The 22,776-nt window shown below is 30.4% G+C and carries 13 protein-coding genes and 2 tRNA genes; all 15 read left to right on the top strand.

Features of this window, described 5'->3' with window-relative positions; all coding sequences use genetic code 11:
- The first annotated feature begins 68 nt into the window (after positions 1-68).
- The 15 genes from OREMA_RS17030 to OREMA_RS0102010 all read left to right on the top strand — a co-directional run bounded on the left by OREMA_RS17030 (position 69) and on the right by OREMA_RS0102010 (position 22,184).
- Complete coding sequence (locus OREMA_RS17030; protein ID WP_018247632.1) at positions 69-2,846, top strand: carbohydrate binding domain-containing protein; 2,778 nt, start codon at positions 69-71, stop codon at positions 2,844-2,846.
- Positions 2,847-3,666: 820 nt separating this feature from the next.
- Entirely contained in the window at positions 3,667-5,154 is a 1,488-nt protein-coding gene (locus tag OREMA_RS17025; protein WP_018247631.1) for a sensor domain-containing diguanylate cyclase/phosphohydrolase, read from the top strand.
- A gap of 274 nt (positions 5,155-5,428) precedes the next feature.
- Complete coding sequence (locus OREMA_RS0102070) at positions 5,429-7,057, top strand: methyl-accepting chemotaxis protein (RefSeq protein WP_018247630.1); 1,629 nt, start codon at positions 5,429-5,431, stop codon at positions 7,055-7,057.
- A 29-nt stretch (positions 7,058-7,086) separates the two neighbouring features.
- Positions 7,087-8,988, top strand: a complete 1,902-nt coding sequence (locus tag OREMA_RS0102065) for a glycoside hydrolase family 3 protein (RefSeq protein WP_018247629.1) — start codon at positions 7,087-7,089, stop codon at positions 8,986-8,988.
- Between the two features lie 149 nt (positions 8,989-9,137).
- Positions 9,138-9,473, top strand: a complete 336-nt coding sequence (locus OREMA_RS0102055) for a hypothetical protein (RefSeq protein ID WP_018247627.1) — start codon at positions 9,138-9,140, stop codon at positions 9,471-9,473.
- A 218-nt stretch (positions 9,474-9,691) separates the two neighbouring features.
- Positions 9,692-11,134, top strand: a complete 1,443-nt coding sequence (gene glgA, locus OREMA_RS0102050) for a glycogen synthase GlgA (RefSeq protein ID WP_018247626.1) — start codon at positions 9,692-9,694, stop codon at positions 11,132-11,134.
- A 269-nt stretch (positions 11,135-11,403) separates the two neighbouring features.
- Positions 11,404-12,693: a glucose-1-phosphate adenylyltransferase gene (locus OREMA_RS0102045; RefSeq protein WP_018247625.1), complete on the top strand. Its 1,290-nt coding sequence runs from the start codon at positions 11,404-11,406 to the stop codon at positions 12,691-12,693.
- Positions 12,694-12,954: 261 nt separating this feature from the next.
- The gene (locus tag OREMA_RS0102040; RefSeq protein WP_018247624.1) at positions 12,955-13,890 is read left to right on the top strand and encodes an aldo/keto reductase; all 936 of its coding nucleotides are present in this window, start codon (positions 12,955-12,957) and stop codon (positions 13,888-13,890) included.
- A 252-nt stretch (positions 13,891-14,142) separates the two neighbouring features.
- On the top strand, positions 14,143-15,474 hold the full coding sequence (locus OREMA_RS0102035) for an MATE family efflux transporter (RefSeq protein WP_018247623.1): 1,332 nt from the start codon (positions 14,143-14,145) through the stop codon (positions 15,472-15,474).
- Between the two features lie 421 nt (positions 15,475-15,895).
- Positions 15,896-16,864 carry an ROK family protein gene (locus tag OREMA_RS0102030; RefSeq protein ID WP_018247622.1) on the top strand — a complete coding sequence of 323 codons (969 nt, stop codon included), beginning with the start codon at positions 15,896-15,898 and terminating at the stop codon, positions 16,862-16,864.
- A 187-nt stretch (positions 16,865-17,051) separates the two neighbouring features.
- Positions 17,052-18,185, top strand: coding sequence for an IS4 family transposase (locus OREMA_RS0102025; protein ID WP_018247621.1), 1,134 nt, complete (start codon positions 17,052-17,054; stop codon positions 18,183-18,185).
- A gap of 509 nt (positions 18,186-18,694) precedes the next feature.
- Positions 18,695-18,772, top strand: a tRNA-Arg gene (locus OREMA_RS0102020).
- Positions 18,773-19,138: 366 nt separating this feature from the next.
- Positions 19,139-19,369, top strand: coding sequence for a cell wall hydrolase (locus OREMA_RS19155; RefSeq protein WP_083900049.1), 231 nt, complete (start codon positions 19,139-19,141; stop codon positions 19,367-19,369).
- 209 nt (positions 19,370-19,578) lie between these two features.
- Positions 19,579-21,984, top strand: coding sequence for a WG repeat-containing protein (locus OREMA_RS0102015; RefSeq protein ID WP_018247620.1), 2,406 nt, complete (start codon positions 19,579-19,581; stop codon positions 21,982-21,984).
- A 122-nt stretch (positions 21,985-22,106) separates the two neighbouring features.
- A tRNA-Arg gene (locus tag OREMA_RS0102010) sits at positions 22,107-22,184 on the top strand.
- The last annotated feature ends 592 nt before the right edge of the window (positions 22,185-22,776 follow it).

Here is a 22,776-nt window from a genome sequence, read left to right as displayed (position 1 = left end):
AGTTTATAAATTCTCTTTATAATCAACTCCTGATGATATATATATTAAATATTATAAGGAGGAGAAAAATGAAAAAATCATTTTCTAGAAATCGATTTATTGTATTAACATTTTTATTAATAGGAGTAATGGTCTTTGCAGGATGCCAAGATGATAAGGTTTCAAGAAAGCCTTATTTAAGAATTGCATTTCAAGATGAAAATCAAGATGCTGTAGAGGCTACTGTAGAAGTACTTAAAGATGGAGCTAAAGTTGCTGGTCCAAAAACAGGTTCTGCAGTGGAGTTTGGACTAGAACAGGGTAATTACACTTTAAAAGTAAGTAATGAAAAGTATGGAACTAAAAATATTGATGGGGTAGTAATTAATGCTGGAGATTTAAACCAGATAGTTACTTTAGGTGCAGAAGATTTTGCTATAGTACCTAACATGATTAAAAATAGTAGCTTTGATATAAATAAGCTTGGATTTGCTGCAGATCCTAGTAGAGATTCTGCTAAATTTAATGCTAAAGCTGCCTGGCAGGTATTTAATATTACAGAGTATGAGAATTGGAGACCTGCTAAAGCAAACTATAATATAAATAACGGTGTTTTAGAGTTTGATATTAGTAATGTAGGTGAGGAATTTTGGAACTTACAATTATTCCAAACTGGTTTAGAGTTAGTAGAAGGTTCAACTTATAAGGTAACTTTTAATGCTTGGGCAGATGTTGCTAGAGATATGAATGTAAAGGTTCTAGAAGATGTCCAAGGTGGAAGAGAATACAGTAAAGAGATTATTGATCTAACAACAGATAGAAAGAGCTATAGTTATGAATTTACTGCTGAAGGTGTAACTTCAAATCTAGCTAAGATTGCTTTTGAATTAGGAAAGACGTCTAATGGAACAAAAGGTACAGTTTATTTTGATGATGTAGTTATGGTTGAAGTGGCTAAAGGTGAGGGTGAATCAGAAGGTTTAAGTACAGAAGATAATGCACCTATTGATCCTGCCGATAGTATTTTAGGTAATGGTACTTTTGATCTGCCTTTATCAGATAAAAAACCAGCTGATGGTACTGGAGATCTTCCATCAGGAAGTCTAGATTCAGAGGGAAGCTGGTCTTATTATCAAGGTAGTGGTGGTTCAGGAAGTGCTACTATAGTTAATGGAGCTGCTAAGATTGATGTTAATAGAAATGATGCAGGTTATTCTGTTCAACTATTACAAGGTCCACTTACTTTAACTAGAGGAAGTAAGTACAAAGTTCAATTTAAGGCTAAAGCTAAGTCTAAAATAGACTTAACTATGAAAGTTGGTGGAGTAGGAGATGCAGCTTGGGCATCATATGTTCAAACCAACAATAGATTAACAACTGAATGGCGTACTTATGAAGCAAGTTTTGTGATGGAGAAAGATACTAATGCTAATGCTCGCTTTGAGTTTTGGTTACTAAATCCTGGTACTTATTATATCGATGATGTTCTTTTAGTTAAGACAGGAGAAGTAGAGTTGGTTGAAGAGGGCACATTAACTGAAGCAGAGGAAGATAAGCTAGAGGATTGGAAGCTTGTTAAAGAGTATAGCTTTGATTCTAAGGCAGACTTATCTGACTGGGAATTTGAGGTAGGAAATGGTCATGCCAATGGTATCCCAGGCTGGGGTAATAATGAATTAGAGTATTATACTGATGGTGAAAATGTAGAGATATCAGATGGTAAGTTAGTGATTACTGCTAAAGAGGAAAAAAGAAGAGATAGATATGGAAGCTATAACTATACTTCAACTAGAATGATTACAGCAGGTAATTTCAATCAAGAATATGGAAAGATTGAAGTAAGAGCTAAACTTCCAGAAGGTCAAGGTATCTGGCCTGCAATCTGGATGTTAGGTGATGATATTGCTGAAGTAGGTTGGCCAAGATCTGGTGAGATAGATATTATGGAAATGGTTGGTGGAGGAGATGGAGACTCTGCTACTCATGGAACAATTCATGGACCAGGACCTGGTGGAACTGGACATGGTAGTGAAGGTAGTGGATACAGATTAGAAGATGGAAGCAAGTTTTCTGAAGCTTTCCATAACTTTACTATAGAGTGGGATGAAGATGAGATTGAATGGTATCTTGATGGAGAATTATTCCATGTTGCAAATAAGGCCGAAGTAGGTAGTACTTGGGTATTTGATCACCCATTCTACTTGATCTTAAATATTGCTGTAGGTGGAACATGGCCAGGAAATCCTGATGAAACAACAACTTTCCCACAGACTATGGAGATAGATTATATTAAAATTTATGAAGATCAAAATCCAGAATCAATTGATGGTCAAGAGGTATGGGATAGTGAATATGAGAAGAATTGGGGAGATCATAGCTCAGAAAACCCTAATGCTGTCTCTGCTGAAGAAGGTGTAATTGCTAATGGTAATTTTGATCAAGAAATTCAAGACAAGTTAGGTGCTCCAGGTAACTGGTATGTATGGACTGGTGAAGGTGGGGCAGTTAATGAATATGGTGCAGAAAATGGTGAATTTAAGATTGATGTGGCTGCTCTTGGAGGTCAAAGTTGGGCAATTCAATTTGCACAAAATTTAAAATTGAGCAAAGGAAATTACAAAATTTCTTTCAAAGCAAGAGCAGAAGAAGATAGAGATATAATAGTAATGGTACAAGAAGATGGAGGATCATGGACTATATATGGTGAAACTAATTCCACTCTTAGTAGTGAGATGAAAGAGTATAGTTTTGATGTATCAATGAGTAGAGATGATAATCCAAAGTTAGTATTTAGTTTAGGAAAAACTAAAGATGGAGTAGCAACTACAATTTATATTGATGATGTAAGTATTGAACAGATCAATTAATCAGTTTAACTTATATATTAGTATATATTAGGAAGATTGGATAACTAACTTTTTTTGGTCTATATTTTCAGATATAAGTTTGATGATTAGAAGAAAAACAAAGGTTTACAATATATTCTATTAGAGAGTGATAATTGTATTGAAGTAGTTTTCAAATAAAAAGATGAGTTAGAATTTTTATATACTTTCACTGAAGATATAAAGATTTCTTAAATTGTTGTTTTCCCTTTAAAATAGATAAGAGAAAGAGGTTAACCTCTTTCTCTTACAAATTAAAATATTTGCATAGTTAATAAAAGAAATATTCTATTTTGCTATTAATATTATGTGGACTATTTTATTAATTTATTTTTATTTGATTGATCTATAGAAACATTAACTAAGTAGCCTTCAATTAAATCCCTATAAATATAAAGAGAGAGGAGTGTCATAACTCCTTTCTCAACTACTGATAATTTATGGGAATGAGATTGTTAATATAGATAATAAATTAATAACTAAGCTATCTTCAATTAAAACCTATAAATCTAAAGAGGAAGGAGCATCATAACTCCTTTCTCAACTACTAAGGATTTATGGGAATGAGATTGTTAATATAGATAATAAATTAACAACTAAGTTTTCTTCAATTAAATACCCATAAATATAAAGAGAGAGGAGCATTGTGCCTCCTTTCTTACCCTATTTTCTCTAATTATTAAGTCGTAAATAATTGATTAAATTTTAGGTTTTAGATTTTTCAAAATAAATATTTTATAAATATAGTTTTCATATTTTTAAAGTTATATAGATGAAAATAAATAATAAAAAGGAGAAAAATATGTCATTAGTTATATTACTACTGGTTATTTTTCTGATTTATACTATATTTCAGATAAATCAAAATCGAAATTATCTAAGTTATTATAAAAATATATTTGAAGATAATTATTCAGTTATTATTTTAGCTGATCCTAAAAATGGTGATATTATAGATGTTAATTCTGCTGCACTATCTTATTATGGCTATAGTAAAAGAGAAATTTTAAAGAAAAATTTAACGGATATAAATACTTTATCCTTCCAAAAATTATTGGCAAAAATAAGAAAGGTAGAGGATGAAGAAAAAAATCATTTTTATTTTAAACATAGATTGGCTAATGGAGATATAAGAGATGTAGAGGTTTATGCTAGTCTTATAAAGACTAAAAGTAAGAAACTATTATATTCAATAATTCATGATATAACCCAAAAAAAGCAAGTTCAAGAAGAAATAAACTATCTTACCTTTCATGATACAACAACTGGTCTTTATAATCGTAATTATTATGAAGAAACTATCAAAAAATTAGATGTAGAAAGTAATTATCCCCTGAGCCTAATAATGGGGGATATAAATGGTTTAAAAATGACAAATGATATCTTTGGACATCAAATGGGTGATAAATTATTAATAGAGGTAGCAGATATATTAAATAAATCGACTCGCAGCTCTGATATTGTAGTGCGTTGGGGTGGTGATGAATTTTGTATTATTCTACCTCAAACTGATGATAAAGGAGCAGATCATGTTGTCAGAAGAATTAAAGATCTATGCCAAAAGTCAAATTTAAAACCTATTCCCCCTAGTATATCTTTGGGGATTTCTACTAAATATGAATTTGAAAAAGGGATAAAATCTATAGAAGATATATTTAAGGTAGCAGGTAAAAAAATGTATGAAAATAAATCACAAATTAAAAACTCATCAGATAATTTTTTATTAAATGCTCTAATTAATAAGTTGTCTGAAACCGACTATCAAAGGATCTCTTATATAGAAAGTATGAAAGATATGGCTGTAAGACTAGGGCGTAAGTTGAATTTATGCCAGAATGATTTAGAAAAGCTATCCTTATTAATTGAATTTTATGATATAGGAATTTTAAATTTAACAGAAGATATAGCTAATAAAGAAGAAATATTGACATCTAAAGAGCAAAGAAAAGTGAAAGAACATTCTATCCTAGGTTATCATATTTCGAGAAATTTTACTTATCTAAATTCAATTTCAGAATATATATTATATCATCATGAGAATTGGGATGGTAGTGGATATCCAGAAGGATTAAAGGGAGAAAGAATTCCTCTTTTATCTCGTATTGCTCATGTTTTAGATATTTATTATGCCTTGACTTATAAGACTGCTTATATACTAGGTAGTCATTATAATTGTTATGATTATCAGAATGATATTTCTAAAGAATTTGTATTAAAAGAAATAAAGGATAAAGCAGGTACATTTTTTGATCCCAAGATAATAGAGGCTTTTATTACTTTGTTTGATTAGTCTTAGATAGTGAATAGCTACCTATTGATCGATTACTTTAGTATGTAATCTTAAAAAAGTTTACAAACTTATTAGATGAGATGAAAGTTTTTATAAATCTTAAATTTGATCTGTTTAAGAGGTGAAGTTAAGATTTTTGAAATCTTTTAATTAAATGTCTTTAATATGATATATTCAGAAGTATTATATAGGTTTATTTTTAGATTAAAGAGTAATTATAGTTTTAATCTAATCAGCATTAGTTTAAAACTCAATCAGAATGGATGTGATACTAATGAAAATGCTTAAACCATTTAAAGAAATTACTAGATTAACAATTAATAAACAATTTAAAATAGGTTTTACCTCATTATTATTAATAATATTTGTTGTTGGTTTTTTTGTAGTCTCCAATACTAATCAGATGAAAAAAGAGGTTGAATTGTTGAATTTTAAGTTTGTTCCTGCTGTTAAAACTGCAAGTAGTATTGATCATCACTTATCTAAAGAACTTAAGAGAATTTATGGAGAAGAAGCAGGAATATCCTTTACAGATTCTGAGGGGCTTACAGATCAAGAACGTTTTGATGAAATAGGGAAAGGTATAGATAAATTAAAAGAATATATAAAGGATGAAAAAACCTTAAAAGCATTAAATATGTTGAAGGCTTATAATAATGATTTTATAGAAATAAATAAAGAGATGAAAGATAGTGAAGGAATGATGAAAAATATTCTCTTAAAAGATCTAAGAACATTAGAGGGTAATATTAATACAGTTAATGAATATTTAAAAGAGTATAATTGGAATAGATTATATAAAACTCTTAATGATGTTATTGAGGAATCAGAAGCAAATAGGAAGAAAATAATAATAATAAATTTAATAGGTATGATGATTACTTTTATTCTAGGCTTAACAATTAATAAAGGTATTGATAAGGTTACTAGTAAAATTAAATCTGAAACCTATCAAGCTGTTAACAAGTCAGAAGCAGTTAATGATTCTGCTCAAGATATGAAAAATATTGCCGATGAATTAGAGGATAAAGTGACTGAAAGTTATGAAGTTATTCAAAATCTTATGGATGGAAATAATGAAATCTCAGAAGCTGTAGAAGAAGTAGCTATAGCTATTAAAGAAATATCCACTGGAATTACAGAATTATCAGAAAAAGCTGAGTTTATTTCACTATCTGGTAAAGAAACTTATGATACTATCAAAGTTACTAATCAAAGAATCAAATCAGGATCAGAAATTGTTAATAGAGCAGCAGATGCTATGGGAGAATTGCAGACTAGTGTAGCGAAGATTAATAAGTTCTCAGATAAGATTATGCAGATAACAGATCAGACTAATCTATTGGCTTTAAATGCTGCTATTGAAGCAGCTAGGGTAAGTTTTACTACGGAGGGTTCTAATGGAACCCGGAGGGGAGAGGCTGGTCTAGGCTTTGCAGTAGTAGCAGAAGAAATTAAGGATTTGGCTAATGAGAGTATGGAAGCAAATAAAGAGGTTAAGAAGATGACTGATGAAATAGAAGATGTAGTAAAGGTAGTTGTAGCCATGATGTCAAAGTCTAGTGATCAAGAAGATAATGTAGTTAATATTTTTAGTGAGATTAATGATTTAGTTACTGACATCACTACTAGAATGGAGGGAGTTACTAATTCAGCTCAAGATCAAGCTGTTGCTAGTGAACAGCTAAGTTCCTTGACTGAACAAATATCTGCATCAAGTGAAGAGGTATCTAGTCAAAGTCAAGAAGCACTAGTCTCTGTAAATGAGATGGGTGAGATAATTAAGGAAGTAACAAAAGCCAATACAGATCTATATTTTAAAATTCAAGATCAGGCCAAAATATCTAAAGAACAGTTGAATTTAATCAATAATGTGGTAGAAGTTAATCAGAATTTAAAATAATAATCTGGAGCAAATAAGGAGGATAAACTTTGTATAATAAAAGATTATATTTTTTTTATCTAAGTTTAATTTTGATTATTTTATCTGTAGGCTGTATGAAGCAGGAAAAAAGTGTTTCAGTATTGGAGATAGATAGTGTTTATAAAGATCCTAATATTAATATTGAAAAGAGAGTAGATAATTTACTCAGTCAAATGACTTTAGAAGAGAAGATAGGACAGATGGTTCAGGCTGACAGACAAGGAGTATATTCAGGTGATATTAAAAGATATAAATTAGGTTCAATATTGAGTGGCGGTGGTTCTGTGCCTAATCCAAACACTCCAAAGGCTTGGGCAGATATGTATGATCAATTCCAGAAGGAAGCTTTAAGTACTAGACTTGGGATTCCTATTATCTATGGAATTGATGCTGTACATGGGCACAATAATGTTAAAGGTGCAACTATCTTCCCTCATAATATAGGATTAGGAGCTACTCGAGATGCCGATTTGGTAGAAGAAGTTGCTAGAGTAACTGCAAAAGAGGTTGCAGCTACTGGACTAGATTGGACTTTTGCTCCTACTGTTGCAGTTTCTCGTGATGAACGCTGGGGTAGAGCTTATGAAAGTTTTGGAGAAAGCCCTAAGCTACAAGAATTATTGGCTGGAGCTTATGTGAGAGGATTACAAGGTAAAAGTAATAGTATGAGTGGTGAAAATGTAGTTGCTACTGCTAAACATTTTATTGGTGATGGAGGAACTGAATGGGGTACAGGGATGTCATATTCTATGAGTGATTTTTTTACAGTTCATACAGATGTTCATAAAGCGGGGATAGATAGAGGAGATGTGAGTTTAGATGAATCAACTTTACGTGAAATCCATTTACCCGGTTATATTAAAGCTATTGAAGAGAATGTAGGAACAGTAATGGCCTCTTTTAATAGCTGGAAAGGTCTTAAGATGCATGCCAATAAGTATCTATTAACTGATCTATTAAAGGATGAGCTTGGTTTTAAAGGCTATGTTGTTTCTGATTGGGAAGCTTTAGATGAGATTAAGGCTCCTAATTATGCTAAGAAGGTTGTCAAGGCCATTAATGCAGGTGTTGATATGGTTATGGAACCAAATAAATGGAAACAATTTATTCATTATCCTAAAAAGGCGGTTGAAGATGGAGATATAAGTAGATCAAGAATTGATGATGCTGTAAGGAGAATTCTAACAGTTAAATTTAAGGCTAATCTATTTGAAGAGCCCTTTGCAAACAGAAAATTACTAGAGGAAGGTAGTTTTGGATCTGTAGAGCATAGAGAAGTAGCGAGAGAGGCTGTTAGAAAGTCATTGGTATTATTGAAGAATAAAAATAACCTTCTGCCATTATCTAAAGAGGCTAATATCTATGTATCAGGTTCTAATTCTGATAATATAGGAAATCAGTGTGGGGGATGGACTATTGAATGGCAAGGTAAGAGTGGAGATATTACTGAGGGAACTACAATAAAAGAAGGTATTGAAAAAGCAGTAACAGGTCAAGGAAAGGTAGTAGAAGAGATAGATAATGCTGATATTGTAGTAGTTGTAATTGGAGAGCAACCTTATACTGAGTTTAAAGGTGATAATGGAGAGTTAAAATTAGGTGAAACAGACCTTAGTGCTCTTCAAGAAGCAAGAAAATCTGGCAAGCCAGTCGTAGCAATTATGGTTTCTGGAAGACCATTGATTGTAAGCAAAGAGATTGCAGATTGGGATTCCTTTGTCGCTGCATGGTTACCAGGGAGTGAAGGGCAAGGAGTAGCTGATGTTATCTTTGGTGATTATAACTTCACAGGTAAATTACCTGTTTCTTGGCCAAAAGCTATAAATCAAGTTCCTATTAATATTAATGATGAAGATTATGATCCATTGTTTGAGTATGGATATGGATTAGAGATGAATTTAGAAGAATAAAAACTTTAGATATAATATCCTCAAAGGCAGGTGAGATATGATGAATGACTCTTTTATTCAAGTATCAGGGCAAAGTTTTGTTTATCAAGGAAAAGAGATAAAGTTAAAATGTATCTTGGACTTTATGGTCTTATAAGGATGCCCAAGCAATGGGATTAGTTTATCCTAAAGATGATACATCCTGGATGAGATTAGTTGATAGTTGTAGCTGGAATTTATGGAGTGAAAAAGAGCAGGCTAGTAAGACATTTAAATTTCTAGAAGAAGAAGGTTATATTGAGCCAATTTCTGAAAAAATGCAATTTGAATTAGATTTTAGATTAAGGGCTATGTTGCAGGAAATTTATGTAGAGCAGAAGTTAAAACCACTATTAAAAGATATTCCGTGGGAAGAGATAAGTTATTATACTGATTCTTTTTTGTGGGATAATTGCAATTATTATGATGAAATAGCTAACTTGATTAGGTGTTATACTTTTAAATAGCCAAGATATTTAGGGGCTGATTAAATTGATTTTAATATATTTTAAGCCTGCAGAGTAATTATAATATATTAGTAAAAGTTAACTTTTTTTACTCTGCAAATGTAAAAATATTCAAGATTGATTTTATAGATATAAGCTATTTGGGGTCTGTTTTAAGGTTAAATTATCTAAATCTAGAGTACTTTTTTCAATGAATGTACTAAGGAGGTATTATAATTATGAAGAAATTAAAAGTATTATTTGTATCTTCAGAGCTTTCACCTTTTATTAAGACAGGAGGTCTTGCTGATGTTGCAGGTGCTTTACCTAAAGAACTTAAAAAATTAGTTCATGATGTTAGGGTAGTTATGCCACAGTATAGTCAAATTCCTAGCAAGTACATTCAGAATTTAGAGCATCTAATCCATTTTAGGACTAGAGTTGTCTGGAGAAATGAGTACGTAGGAGTCAATAAATTAGATAATAAAGGTATAATAACTTATTTTATAGATAACAAAAGTTATTTCCACCGTGATAATATTTATGAGAATGAAGATAAATATCTTCAATTTGCTTATTTTTGTAGAGCGGTATTAGAAATGTTACCTAAGATTAATTTTAAAGCAGATATTATTCATTGTAATGATTGGCATACAGGTCCATTAAGTATTATGCTTAAGGATAATTATCAGAAGTATAATTTTTATAAAGATATTAAGACTGTCTATACAATTCATAATCTTCGCTATCAAGGAGTATTTTCTAGAAGAATTCTTGAAGATGTTTTAGGTATAGATCATAAGTATTGGGATTTGGGGGTGATTGAACATGATAATTGTATAAATTATATGAAGATGGGGATTGAGGCATCTGATTTAATTACTACTGTAAGTAATACTTATGCTAAGGAGATTAAAACAGCCGAATATGGTGAGGGTCTAGACTATGTTATGAGAATGAATGGTGATGATTTATATGGGATTTTAAATGGAATTAGTTATAAAGATAATGATCCTGCTGTTGATAATAGAATTTATAGCAATTATGATATTGATAATTTAGAAGGCAAGTATGAGAATAAGATAAAATTGCAAGAGGAGATGGGATTGCCTCAAAAAGCAGATATCCCTGTAATAGGTCTGATTTCTAGACTAGTAGATCAAAAAGGATTAGATTTAATTGCATTGGTTATTGATGAACTGATGCAAGAGGATATTCAACTGGTTATGTTAGGAACTGGATCTTTTAAATATGAAGAGATGTTTAAAGAGATGTCTAGACTTTATCCTAATAAGGTGGCTGCAAATATTAAATATGATGCTACCTTAGCCCAGAAGATATATGCAGGTAGTGATATGTTTTTAATGCCATCAAAATTTGAACCCTGTGGATTAGGTCAATTATTTAGCTTAAGGTATGGTACTATACCAATTGTGAGGGAGACAGGAGGATTAAAGGATACTATTCAATCCTATAATGAAGTAAATGGTGAGGGGAATGGATTCAGTTTTACCCACTATAATGAGAAGGATATGCTATATACCATTAAAAGAGCAATTAGTTTTTATTATAAAAGAGAAGTATGGAGAAAGATGGTAGAAAATGCTATGAAAAATGATTTTAGCTGGACTAATTCAGCTGAAAGGTATATTGAATTATATAATAAATTATTAACTGATTAAAATTAAAATATATAGCTCATTAATTTTATACAATATAATCTACTAATTTTATAAATAGAAATTTCATAATTACTAACATAATAAATTTTAACTATATTTGCTATAATATACACCAAATTCAGAGTGGGTTATTTTATTTGCTTTTTAAATGTATAATTGTTATTTGAAATTTAGTAATTTATCTCAGGATATTTATTTTTATTTAGTTATTTCCAAGTAATTATGTTAATTGTTAAAGTTTAATATAAAATTAGGAGGGTTATCCTATTATGAAGACATTGGCTTTAGTTTTGGCAGGAGGAAGAGGGACAAGGTTAGATATCTTATCAGAAGATAGAGCAAAACCAGGTGTTCCTTTTGGAGGAAAGTTTAGATTGATAGATTTTGTTTTGAGTAATTGTGTTAATTCCGGAATCTATGATATAGGAGTTTTAACCCAATACTTACCATTGTCATTAAACAATCATATAGGTATTGGTAAACCATGGGATTTAGATAGAAGAATAGGGGGAGTAACTATCTTACAACCTTATACTGGTAAGCAAGGTGGTTGGTATAAGGGAACGGCTCATGCAGTTTATCAAAATTTGAATTATATTAAAAAGAATAAGCCAGAATATATAATTATTTTATCTGGAGATCATGTTTATAAGATGAACTATGATAAGATGATATCCTATCATATAGAACAAGGAGCCGACTTAACCATTGCTACTCAGAAAGTAGATTGGGATGATGTAAATCAATTTGGGATATTAGAGCTAGATCAGAATATGCAGATTGTAGATTTTGTTGAAAAGCCTGATAATCCAGTAAGTAATTTAGCTTCAATGGGTATATATGTCTTTACAGCTGATATTTTAATTCAAAAATTAGAAGCTTTTTGTAATCAAGATAATTCAGATTTTGGACATCATATTATACCAGAGATGATTGAGAATAATAAAGTATTTGCTTATGAATACAAAGGTTATTGGAGAGATGTAGGTACTTTAAAATCTTTTTGGGAAGCCAATTTGGCCTTAACAGATGATCTACCAGAATTAAATTTATATGATGATGGCTGGAAGATACATACTAGAAGTGAAGAAAAGCCACCAGTTAAATTTGGCCAAAAGGGTCGGGCTAATAATAGTTTAGTTTCAAATGGATGTATAATTAATGGAGTAGTAGAAAATTCAGTACTATCTCCTGGAGTAGTTATAGAAGAGGGAGCAGTAGTTAGAGATTCTATTATTCTTAATAATACTGTAATTAGTAAAGATTCTATAGTTTGCAAATGTATTATTGATAAGAGTTCTGTTATTGGGGTTAATTCTCATCTTGGATTTGGTGGGGATATGACCTGTAGTGATGAGAAGCCTAATCTACTAGCGAATGGATTGAATGTGATTGGCAAAGGGGTTAGAATTCCTGCTAATACTCAAATTGGTCGTAATTGCAGAATCTTATCAGGTGTTACTGAGGTTGATTTCGAAAGTAAACATATTTCTAGTGGAAGTACTGTTAGTATAATGGAAGATGATGAAGAAGAATATATAGCTGATATTGCTCAATAGTATAAGGCGATTTAATTAAGACTGATTTCTTTTATAGGTAAGTAAACTTAAAATGAAGCATAATATAGATAAAGCGACAGTTTCGGAGTTAGGCGTTAGGAGCTAGGACATAGAAAGATCTTACTAACTCCCAACTCCTAGCACCTATCACCTAAAAGTGTCGCTATATAACCATATAACGATATATCTAAATTTTATAATTTTATTAGAATTTATTTTACAGCCAAATATACTAAAAATTACCAATTAGGAGGAGTTGCAATGAATAAAAGAAAATTAGGAAACACAGAATTATTAGTTTCAGAGATAGGTTTTGGAAGTTGGCAATTGGGTAATACAAAGGATTGGAAAGGATCAACAGATCAAGAGGCGATTGAGTTGGTTCATAAGGCAATAGAAATGGGCTGTAATTTTTTTGATACAGCTCCTAACTATGCAGGAGGAAAGAGTGAAGAATTACTTGGAAAGGCTTTAAAGGGGAAAAGAGATGAAGTAGTTATTAGTACGAAATTTGGACATTTTGCTGATGGAACTACTGATTATGATCCATCACTACTGCGTAATTCAGTAGAGAATAGCTTAAGATTATTACAGACTGATTATGTAGATAGTGTGCTACTACACAACCCTCCCTTTGAAATGCTAAATGATAATAGTAAGCATTTTGAAATTTTAGAAGAGTTGAAGAAAGAAGGTAAGATTAAAGCTTATGGTGCTTCTGTTGATAGTAGTAAAGAGATGTTAGAGTTGATCAATACTACAGATTCTAAAGTTATTGAGGTTATGTTTAATATTTTTTATCAAGAGCCAAAGAAGGCTTTTGAATTAGCTGAAGAAAATGGAGTAGGATTAATTGTTAAAGTACCTCTAGATTCTGGATGGTTAACAGGTAAGTATGACAAGAATAGTAGCTTTAAGGGGATTAGATCAAGATGGTCTCCGGAAGTAATTAGAAGGCGTGGAGAATTAGTAGAAGAGATTAAAGATATTAAAGATGAACAGACTAGTATGGTACATGAAGCACTAAGATTTATCTTAGGATTTTCTGCTGTTTCTACAGTAATTCCAGGTATCAGAAATATGTCACAGCTAGAATCTAATTTAGCAGCTACTAATAAAAGAATGGATTCTAAGCAGATAAAGAGGTATGAAGATTTTTATGAGAGGCATTTAGCAGGAAATGATTTGCCTTGGTAATATTATTATGAGAGATAAATAATTTTTAAGCTTTATTACTTTTATTCCCTCTTGAAATAATTAAGGGGGAATTTCATTGATTTTATTTTAAATTTGATATAGCATAGACTTTGAATTATTTTTAATATTATCAGTTTAAATAATACTAAATCAAAATCAAGTTAAAGATATTATTGCAGATATAAGTACGTTAAAAACTAAAAAATACTGATCACTTATTAAAAATATGAATATTAACAAAAGGAGTAATATATGGAGAAAAGAAAAAACTTGTATCAATTAGCAGGACCTATTTTTATTGAAATCTTATTATTTATGCTATTAGGAGTAGCAGATATTTTTATGTTAAGTCAATTTGATGATAGGGCAGCTGGGGCTGTAGGAGCATCAAATCAGTTGATCGGTAACTTAAATCTTATATTTGTAATTATTTCTGCTGGAACAGCAGTCTTAGTGGCACAGAATGTTGGAGCTAAAAGAAGAGATGAAGTAGAGAAAGTAAGTGCTGTTTCATTAGCTATGAACTTAATAGTTGGAATAATAATTAGTATAAGTATGATCTTTTTTGGAGACCAAATACTAATTAAGATTGGAGTTACACCAGATTTAATGAAGTATGCTTCTGAATATATTACTATTGTAGGAGGGGCATTATTCTTTCAGGCTATATTAAATACTCTAACAGCTATTATTAGAAGCCATGGATATACTAAAGAGACGATGATAATAACTGTTATAATGAATATTATAAATATATTTGGTGACGCTGTCTTTATCTTTGGTTTGTTAGGTGTGCCAGTATTAGGGGTTAAAGGTGTAGCTATAGCAACTACCTTTAGTAGAATTTGTGCAACTATTGCTGCTTTTATATTCTTATTCAAAAAGATACTTTCAATCAAAATGTTCTCTCATTTAAATGAAAGGCCTTTAATAGTGCTAAAGAAACTCTTTAAGATAGGTTTTCCAGCAGCGATGGAGAATATGTCTTATAGCCTATCCCAGACGGTATTAATGAGTATTATATTGATTAATCTTGGCGAATCAGCTTATATAACTCGAACTTATGTCTGGACTATAGTTTCTTTTGCAATGCTTTTCTCAATAGCTATAGGGCAGGCAAACCAAATTATGATTGGGCAGTTAGTTGGAGCTAGAGAAATAGAAGAAGCTTATCAAACAGGACTGAAGAATTTTAAAATTGCTATGATTTTTTCAGTATTAGGTGGTATTATTTTATTCTTCTTTGGTCAAAGGTTTATGTCTTTTTATACGCAGACTGATAGTATTATAATGCTTGGTGCTGTAACATTAATGGTAGATGCATTTTTAGAGCCAGGCAGAAATTTCAACATTGTACTTATTAATGGTTTAAGAGGTGCAGGGGATGTGATTTTTCCTGTAGTTATGGCTATAATTTCTATGTGGGGAATTGGTGTTTTGGGAGGGTACTTTTTTGGAATAGTTTTAGGTTATGGTCTACCTGGTATTTGGGTAGGATTACTATTGGATGAATGGTTTAGGGGAATATGTGTGTTATTTAGATGGCGCAGTAGAAGATGGACAAAGAAAGCATTATTGGGGTAGTAGCTAAGATATATAGAGCATGAAAAAATTTAAAAATAAAATAAAGAATTGGGAACCATAAATGTACACAAATGAACACGAATAAAATTATAAAAAATTAATAAAAGATTTAAAGTCATCTAAACTTATTTATATTATGGAAAGCTCAGTTTAACTTAAATAAATCATTTAGGATTAAGTGAAGTAAATAAAGGATTAGAATTATACAATTAGGTTTTAAAAAGGTCTTGACTAATCTTTAAAAATCTGTGGCAAAAAATTATTTTTATTTTTAAGACCTTATTAGTGTAGATTCGTGTTAATTCGTGGTAAAAATTATTCTTGTTTAATCTTTTATTTTAGAATTACTAATTTAAATTTTTATTAGTTTATATATTTGGAGTTTTATTATATTTATTAACTATATAAAGGAGTGAAACTTATGAAAGAGTATGTAGTAGGTGTTGACTTAGGAGGTACAAAAATTTTAACAGCAATAGCAGATTTAGAAGGGAATATTCTAGCTAGAGTTAGAAAAGATACAGAGGCTCAAAAAGGTAAAGATGCAGTCATTCAAAAAATTAAGGATACAATTTATGAGGTGGTTGAGAAGGTTGATTTAGATTTATCTCAAGTTAAAGGTATTGGTTTGGGTGTGCCAGGTCCTGTTAATATTAAAGAAGGGTCTATTAAGCATACACCTAATTTGGACTTGGATAATGTAAATATCGTTGAAGAATTAAAGGACTTAGGTATAGCTGTTTTTTTAGAGAATGATGCCAATGCAGCAGCTTTAGGTGAAAAGTGGTTTGGAGCTGGAAAAGAAGCAGAAAATATGATCTATGTGACAATAAGTACTGGAATTGGTGGAGGTATAATCATTAATAAAGAGATATTCCATGGAGCCGGTGATGCTGCAGGAGAGATAGGCCATATGACTATTCTTCCTGATAGTGAAATTAAATGTGGTTGTGGAAATTATGGTTGTTGGGAAGCTATAGCTTCTGGAACAGCTTTAAGTAGAATGGGAAGAGAGGCAGTTGAAGCAGGAGAAGAGACTTTAATTGGAGATTTAGTAACTGATTCTTCTGAAATTAATGGTGAAGTTATAGCTAAAGCATTTGAAAAAGATGATAAATTAGCTAAAGAAATTTTAGATAGACTTGCTAGCTATATAGGTATAGGTATGGCAAATTTAATTAATATCTTCAACCCTGATACAATAGTAGTTGGAGGAGGAGTATCTTATTCTTGGAGCTTAATAGAGGATGGAGTTACTTCTGAAATTAATAAAAGAGCCATGAGTTCTTTAACAAATAATGTTGAGGTTGTTTTAGCTGAATTGGGTAGTGATGTAGGAGTATTGGGAGCAGTGGCTACTGCCTTGTCAGAAGTAAAGCTAGAGATCTAAAAAAATATTCAAACTTATTTATAAACGGTTGATAAAATAAGACTGATATGAAAACTTTATATTTAAATCACTAGCGTTGCATCTAGATATTTCAATAAAATACCTGTTGTAAAAAGAAAACTCCTCTGATTAAATGGATAAGTACTGCCCAGTACAAAAATCCATAAAATCAAAGGAGAATCAATTTATGAATAATTGTACCATACTTTTAAATAAATTTCTAGATTTTATCGACAAAGATTTCTTCAAAAATCTAATCGATAAATATAATTCAGATTATAAGGCACAAAAACTAACAACTGAAGTTCACTTATTATACTTACTATATTATCATCTTACAGAAAAAGATAGTTTAGAAGATTTTGTTTCTGAGTTAAAGCATAATGAGCAATTAAATAAATCGTTACCTAAAATAAGTAAGTCTCAACTTTCTCGTAAAAATGAAAGTAGAAATAATCTAATCTTTTTTGAAATTTTTCAGCATTTATTTAATAAACTTAAGGCTAAACAAGGTCTTAGAAGAAGCCTAAAAGATATAGGGTTAGTAAAAATAATAGATTCTTCAACTGTTAGCCTATGCTTATCCTTATTCCCTTGGGCTGAATTTAGAAAAAACAAGGGTGGTATTAAGCTTCATACTGTATATGATTTAAATAATGAAGCTCCTGAAAATGTCCTTATTACTAATGCCATTATTCATGATAAGGAAGTATTTGATAAATTAAAGTTAGACCCTAGTGTTACTTATCTTTTTGATAGAGCCTATATTCATTATGAGAAATTTGATCAATTTATAAAAGATGATATTTATTTTGTAACAAGGGCAAAATCCAATACTAAAATCGAGATTACCCAAACTATGCCTTTAACTACTGTAGATACAGAGTCTAATATATTATTGGATGCTAATGTTATGCTAGGAGACCATACATCAAAAACTAGAATGAAATACCCTATGAGATTAGTTAAGATTAAGACAATTGATAGAGATAATAAAGAAAAAATAATTTCTATATTAAAAAATAGATTTGATTTAGAACCCGCTGTTATAGCTGAACTGTATAAAGAACGTTGGCAAATAGAGTTATTCTTTAAGTGGATTAAACAACACTTAAAAATAAAGCGATTCTTTGGACAAAATGAAAATGCTGTTTTAATCCAAATTTATACTGCCATAATTCTATTCTTGATTTTAATGTTAATTAAGAAAAAGTCTAGGTTCAAAGGAACTTTACTTGAACTTACTAGAAAGATAAAATACTCTATGTTTAGATATATTAACAAGACGTTCCATTGGGTTAATTGGTTAAATAAACATTAGTTTCAAAATAATTGTTTTGTACTCAGGTTAACTTTAACTTGTTACAGAAATTTATTGTATATTTTGATATTTAATGATATATATAAATTATTTAATAAAATTTCAATAGGACATTTGTCTTATTATTAAATTTAAAAATATAGGTACTAAAATATAGTAAAGGTTTCAATTGTATTTTTTAACAATGCAACGATAGTGTATTTAAATAATATATTTTATTATTTAAAATTCTTTTATTGCACCCAGTTAATTCTGGGTGTTTTTTCTATTTGATTGTAGATTATAATAAATAAAATTAAGTTGTGTGAATGTGTGAATTGATTAGAGTATAGTTTTAATCTTTAAGCTATACAATATTTGTAGTTTAATTGATAAAAATCTATTATGGATAAGTTAAGGTTTCAACTCTTCTTATGGTTAAAAGTTACATTAAAAAAGCTTAATCTAGACTTGAAATTTAGGTTAAAATATTATATATTATTATACACAGACTTATCCATCATAACTATGGGGCTATAGCTCAGGTCGGATAGAGCGACAGACTCCTAATCTGTAGGCCGCAGGTTCGAATCCTGCTAGTCCCACCATTTTAAGTGTAGATAATAGATAATAGATAAATACTTATCCTTGGGGATAGGTTTTTTTATTTTTTGGATTATTATTTTCAGTTCCTTGGGGATACTAGTTTTTTGTATTAAATTAATTTTTTATTTTATGTAGGTTTTATAAGAAATTTATTCAATTAATATACTTAGAAGTGATATAGAAGAAGGAGTGTTGATTATGGCAGATAATAAGGTAAGATTTGATGGATTGAAATCGCATTTATGGGAGTAGGCTAATATTCTAAGAGGTAATAAAGAAATTAATCAAGAATTTCTATTTTATTTTTTGTATTCTAAAAAAGTCAAGACGAGATAAAAATCCTTATAACTGCTTCATCATAGCTTGGAATTAATCAAAAATTTATTAATCCAATTAAAATTTTTGTACCTCCACTTCCAGAACAAAAGAATATAGCTGATATATTATCAGTTTATCGTGTTGCTAGGGGCGCTTTGCGGGGAGAGGATCCTACACGAGGGGCAATTTATTTTTATAATCATCGTAGGGCTAAGTATCAATGGTGCTTTAAGACTAGAGAGGTTGTAGTTCAGATCTGTAATCATGTTTTTGCTAAATAAATTTAATTAAGGAAGAAGGCTAGCCTATAGGACAGTCTTTTTAAGTTATAAAGAAAATTTTAGTTAGAGTAATATCAAAATTAAAAATTTTATAAGTATAAAGTTAATTTAGATACAATTGTATAATTATTAATAAAAAACTGGAAAAATAAGTTTTTGTTTGGTAAAATATAAAAGAATAAAAAAAGACAACTGATGGAGTTGATAAGATGATAAGAAGATTAGGAAAAATATTTATTATAATGAGTTTGATTTTAATAGTAGCTAGCAATAGTTATGCTAATGATAATCAAAAACACCTAAAATATATCAAAAAAGATTTAAATAATATTAGCATCACAAAGGCTCAAGAGGGAAGAATTCGTTTTAAAAAGGATAATAAGCATGGTTATCTAGATTATAATGGAGAGGTAGTAATTAAAGCAGAATATAAATATGCTAATGATTTTAAAAATGGAGTGGCTAAGGTCTTTCAAGATGATAAAGGTTATTTTTATATTAACAAAAGTGGAGAAGTTGTATTTAGTGTAGAAGACATCAAAGAAAAATTGGAGATTGAAGGGAACCTAAGTGTCGAGGAGTTTCAAGAAGGATTGGCCAAAGTAAGTACTTATAGAAAAGTTGCTTATATCAATACTCAAGGAGAGATAGTAGTCCCCTTTATTTATACGCAGGGAAGATCTTTTAGCGATGGACTTGCTTATGTTTCTGATGAAGAAGGCAAATATTTTATTAATAAGCTAGGGGAAAAAGTTATTACTATTAATAAAGATGATCAAAACTATTATTATGATTTTAAGAATGGATTAGCTAAATATCGGAATAATGAAAATTATAAATATGGATTCATCGATAAAGAGGGTCAGATTAAGATAGAGGCAAATTATGATAGTATAGATGATTTTTCTGAAGGCTATGCTGTATTTGAAGAAGATAATCTATTTGGGATGATAGATCAAGAAGCAAAGGTAGTAATTGAAGCAAAATTCAAAAGTATAGGTGATTTTAGTGATGGAATTACTTTTCTTTATGATGGAGTCTATACAGTCTTCTTAAATCATGATTTTAAACCAGTCTATCAATTGACTGGCTATTACTCTAGGGATTATGATAATGATTTTATAACACTCCAGTATTCTGATGGATTAGGAGTTGTTGATAAGAATGGCCATCTCGTAGATAAGGTCTCTGATGCTTATCAGATTGGAGATGGATTTATTCTAGAAGATAAAAAAAATATATTAAAAGTGCAAAACTTAGCTCAGAAATCTAGTAGAGTAGATGAAAATATTGATATTTATAAAAATTATAATTATATATTTGTTAACCAACGCGGAGAAGAGGTAATAAATCTTAACGATTATGATGAAGTATTTCCTTTTCATGAAGGCAGAGCTAGGGTCAAAAAAGATAATTTATATGGGTTTATTGACAAAAAAGGAGAGCTAGTAATCTCAATTCAATATCTACGTGTTTCTGATTTTGCTGAGGGGAAAGCAGTAGTATATGATGGCCAAAGCTATTATAAGATAGATAGGGCAGGAGCAAAGATAGAAGAAGAGAGAAGGGCTAATTTAAATTCAGAAGCTGAAGATCCTTATCAAGGTTCAGCTATAATTATTAAGAAAAAGAGTTATTATGATAAAAGTTATGGTTTGGTAGATCAAGATAATGAACTTATACTTAAGCCAATTTATGATTCAATTAGAAAGGAAGAAGAGGGAATTTATTATGTTAAATTAGATAGAAAGAAGGGTTTTTATAATGTAGAAACTGATAAGTTTGTAAAGCCGAGTTATACTTATTTAGATTTCTTTTTTGCAGATGAAAGAAATTATATAGTTGCTAAGAAGGAAGATTCAAAATATGGTGTATTAAATTATAATGGAGAATTGATGATACCTTTAGAGTATGATTATATTTGGGACGGATCATTTGGATTCATTAATTTAAGAAAAGGTAATTATGGAGGTTTAGCAGATAATCATGGAAATCTAATCTTAGACGCTGCTTATTCTAAGATATATCTTCAAGCTATAGCTGGTACAGAAGAATATATAAGTGTAAGTTATCAAGGAAAAGAAGAAGAGAAGCAGATAATAGTCAATAAAGTGACCGGAGAGAAAATAGTTTTAGATTTTAACGGAGATGTATATAGTTATAGTAATGGAATCTTTTTAGGATCAAATAAAGATACAAGTTTCTATATCGCTAGAGATGGCAAAATTATCTTCTCTGTCAAAGGGAGATTGACAGATTTTGGATCTAAGTATGGAATAGTTTTTGAAAAGGATAATTCATATCTAGTGGATAGATTAGGAGAGGTTTATGTGAAGGATAATAATTTTTCCCAAGTATACTTTCCAATTGTAGATGGTCATTTTATCTTTAAGAAGGATAATTATTATGGAATTGCCGATATTAATGGCCAAGTTAAGACTACTAAGAAGTATGGTTGTATCAGTGATATTCAAGAAGGGATAGCAACTGCTTGTTTTAAAGGGAATAAGGGTTATCTTAATTTAGAAGGAGAAGAGATTGTAGAGTTTGGTAAGTATCAGAAGATACATAGTTTTTCTGATAGTTTGGGATTAGTAGTTGAATTGCAAAAGTAAAAATATAAAATTCAAATTAATAAATAATAAGGTAATTGTAGGTAAAATAATAAATTGATTAGAATTTTTAGATTAAGCAATACTTGAAACATCCTAAAAAATAATTTATAATATTTTTGAATGGGGCTATAGCTCAGGTCGGATAGAGCGACAGACTCCTAATCTGTAGGCTGCAGGTCTAAATCCTGCTAGTCCCACCATTAAATTCAGAGTATGGATAATAGATAAAGCAATAAATACATAGATATTATTAACACTTATCCAACAGGATAGGTGTTTTTTTATATGTGTGCCTCGTAGATTTAGTAAACAGTAGGTGAAAATCCTATCCATGCTGTTTTCGCCAGTACGGTGTGTGAAATCAACAGTAGTAGGGTGTCTACCGTGAGGTAGAATCTGAAGAGTTTGAGATGAGCAATCAGTCCGGAACAATATGTGAACCAGAGGTGGCATTTAGCTTTGGCGACCCGCCATAAAAACGGGGAAGTCCAATGTTAGCTTGGGGCTCTGTACAAAGGAGAGACAGGTAGCGCTGGTAAATACGTGTAACTGGAAGTGCCCATGTTAGAAAACTAGGTGTGATTAGGGTCGGAATGATTGTAGGGTTTACGTAATTGACCGAGGGAATCTCTAATATAATTCTTTATAGAAATCTATAGAGATAAGTGATGGTATAACTCCAACAGGAAAGCCAGAGTGATGATATATTAGAGTTCAGAAGATATCATAGTAGTGAGAAAAAAAATCAACGAAAGTTGATTATAGCGAAGGATATCTAGGTTATTGAAGTTT

The organism is Orenia marismortui DSM 5156, from assembly GCF_000379025.1.
Classification (GTDB): Bacteria; Bacillota; Halanaerobiia; order Halobacteroidales; family Halobacteroidaceae; genus Orenia; species Orenia marismortui.
The sequence above is the reverse complement of the archived record's forward strand: the minus strand, read 5'-3'. Positions and strand labels throughout refer to the sequence as shown.

Coding starts and splice junctions, on each gene's coding strand:
- OREMA_RS17030 (WP_018247632.1), top strand. CDS start 69: ATGAAAAAATCATTTTCTAGAAATCGATTTATTGTATTAACATTTTTA.
- OREMA_RS17025 (WP_018247631.1), top strand. CDS start 3,667: ATGTCATTAGTTATATTACTACTGGTTATTTTTCTGATTTATACTATA.
- OREMA_RS0102070 (WP_018247630.1), top strand. CDS start 5,429: ATGAAAATGCTTAAACCATTTAAAGAAATTACTAGATTAACAATTAAT.
- OREMA_RS0102055 (WP_018247627.1), top strand. CDS start 9,138: ATGGGATTAGTTTATCCTAAAGATGATACATCCTGGATGAGATTAGTT.
- glgA (WP_018247626.1), top strand. CDS start 9,692: ATGAAGAAATTAAAAGTATTATTTGTATCTTCAGAGCTTTCACCTTTT.
- OREMA_RS0102045 (WP_018247625.1), top strand. CDS start 11,404: ATGAAGACATTGGCTTTAGTTTTGGCAGGAGGAAGAGGGACAAGGTTA.
- OREMA_RS0102040 (WP_018247624.1), top strand. CDS start 12,955: ATGAATAAAAGAAAATTAGGAAACACAGAATTATTAGTTTCAGAGATA.
- OREMA_RS0102035 (WP_018247623.1), top strand. CDS start 14,143: ATGGAGAAAAGAAAAAACTTGTATCAATTAGCAGGACCTATTTTTATT.
- OREMA_RS0102030 (WP_018247622.1), top strand. CDS start 15,896: ATGAAAGAGTATGTAGTAGGTGTTGACTTAGGAGGTACAAAAATTTTA.
- OREMA_RS0102025 (WP_018247621.1), top strand. CDS start 17,052: ATGAATAATTGTACCATACTTTTAAATAAATTTCTAGATTTTATCGAC.
- OREMA_RS0102015 (WP_018247620.1), top strand. CDS start 19,579: ATGATAAGAAGATTAGGAAAAATATTTATTATAATGAGTTTGATTTTA.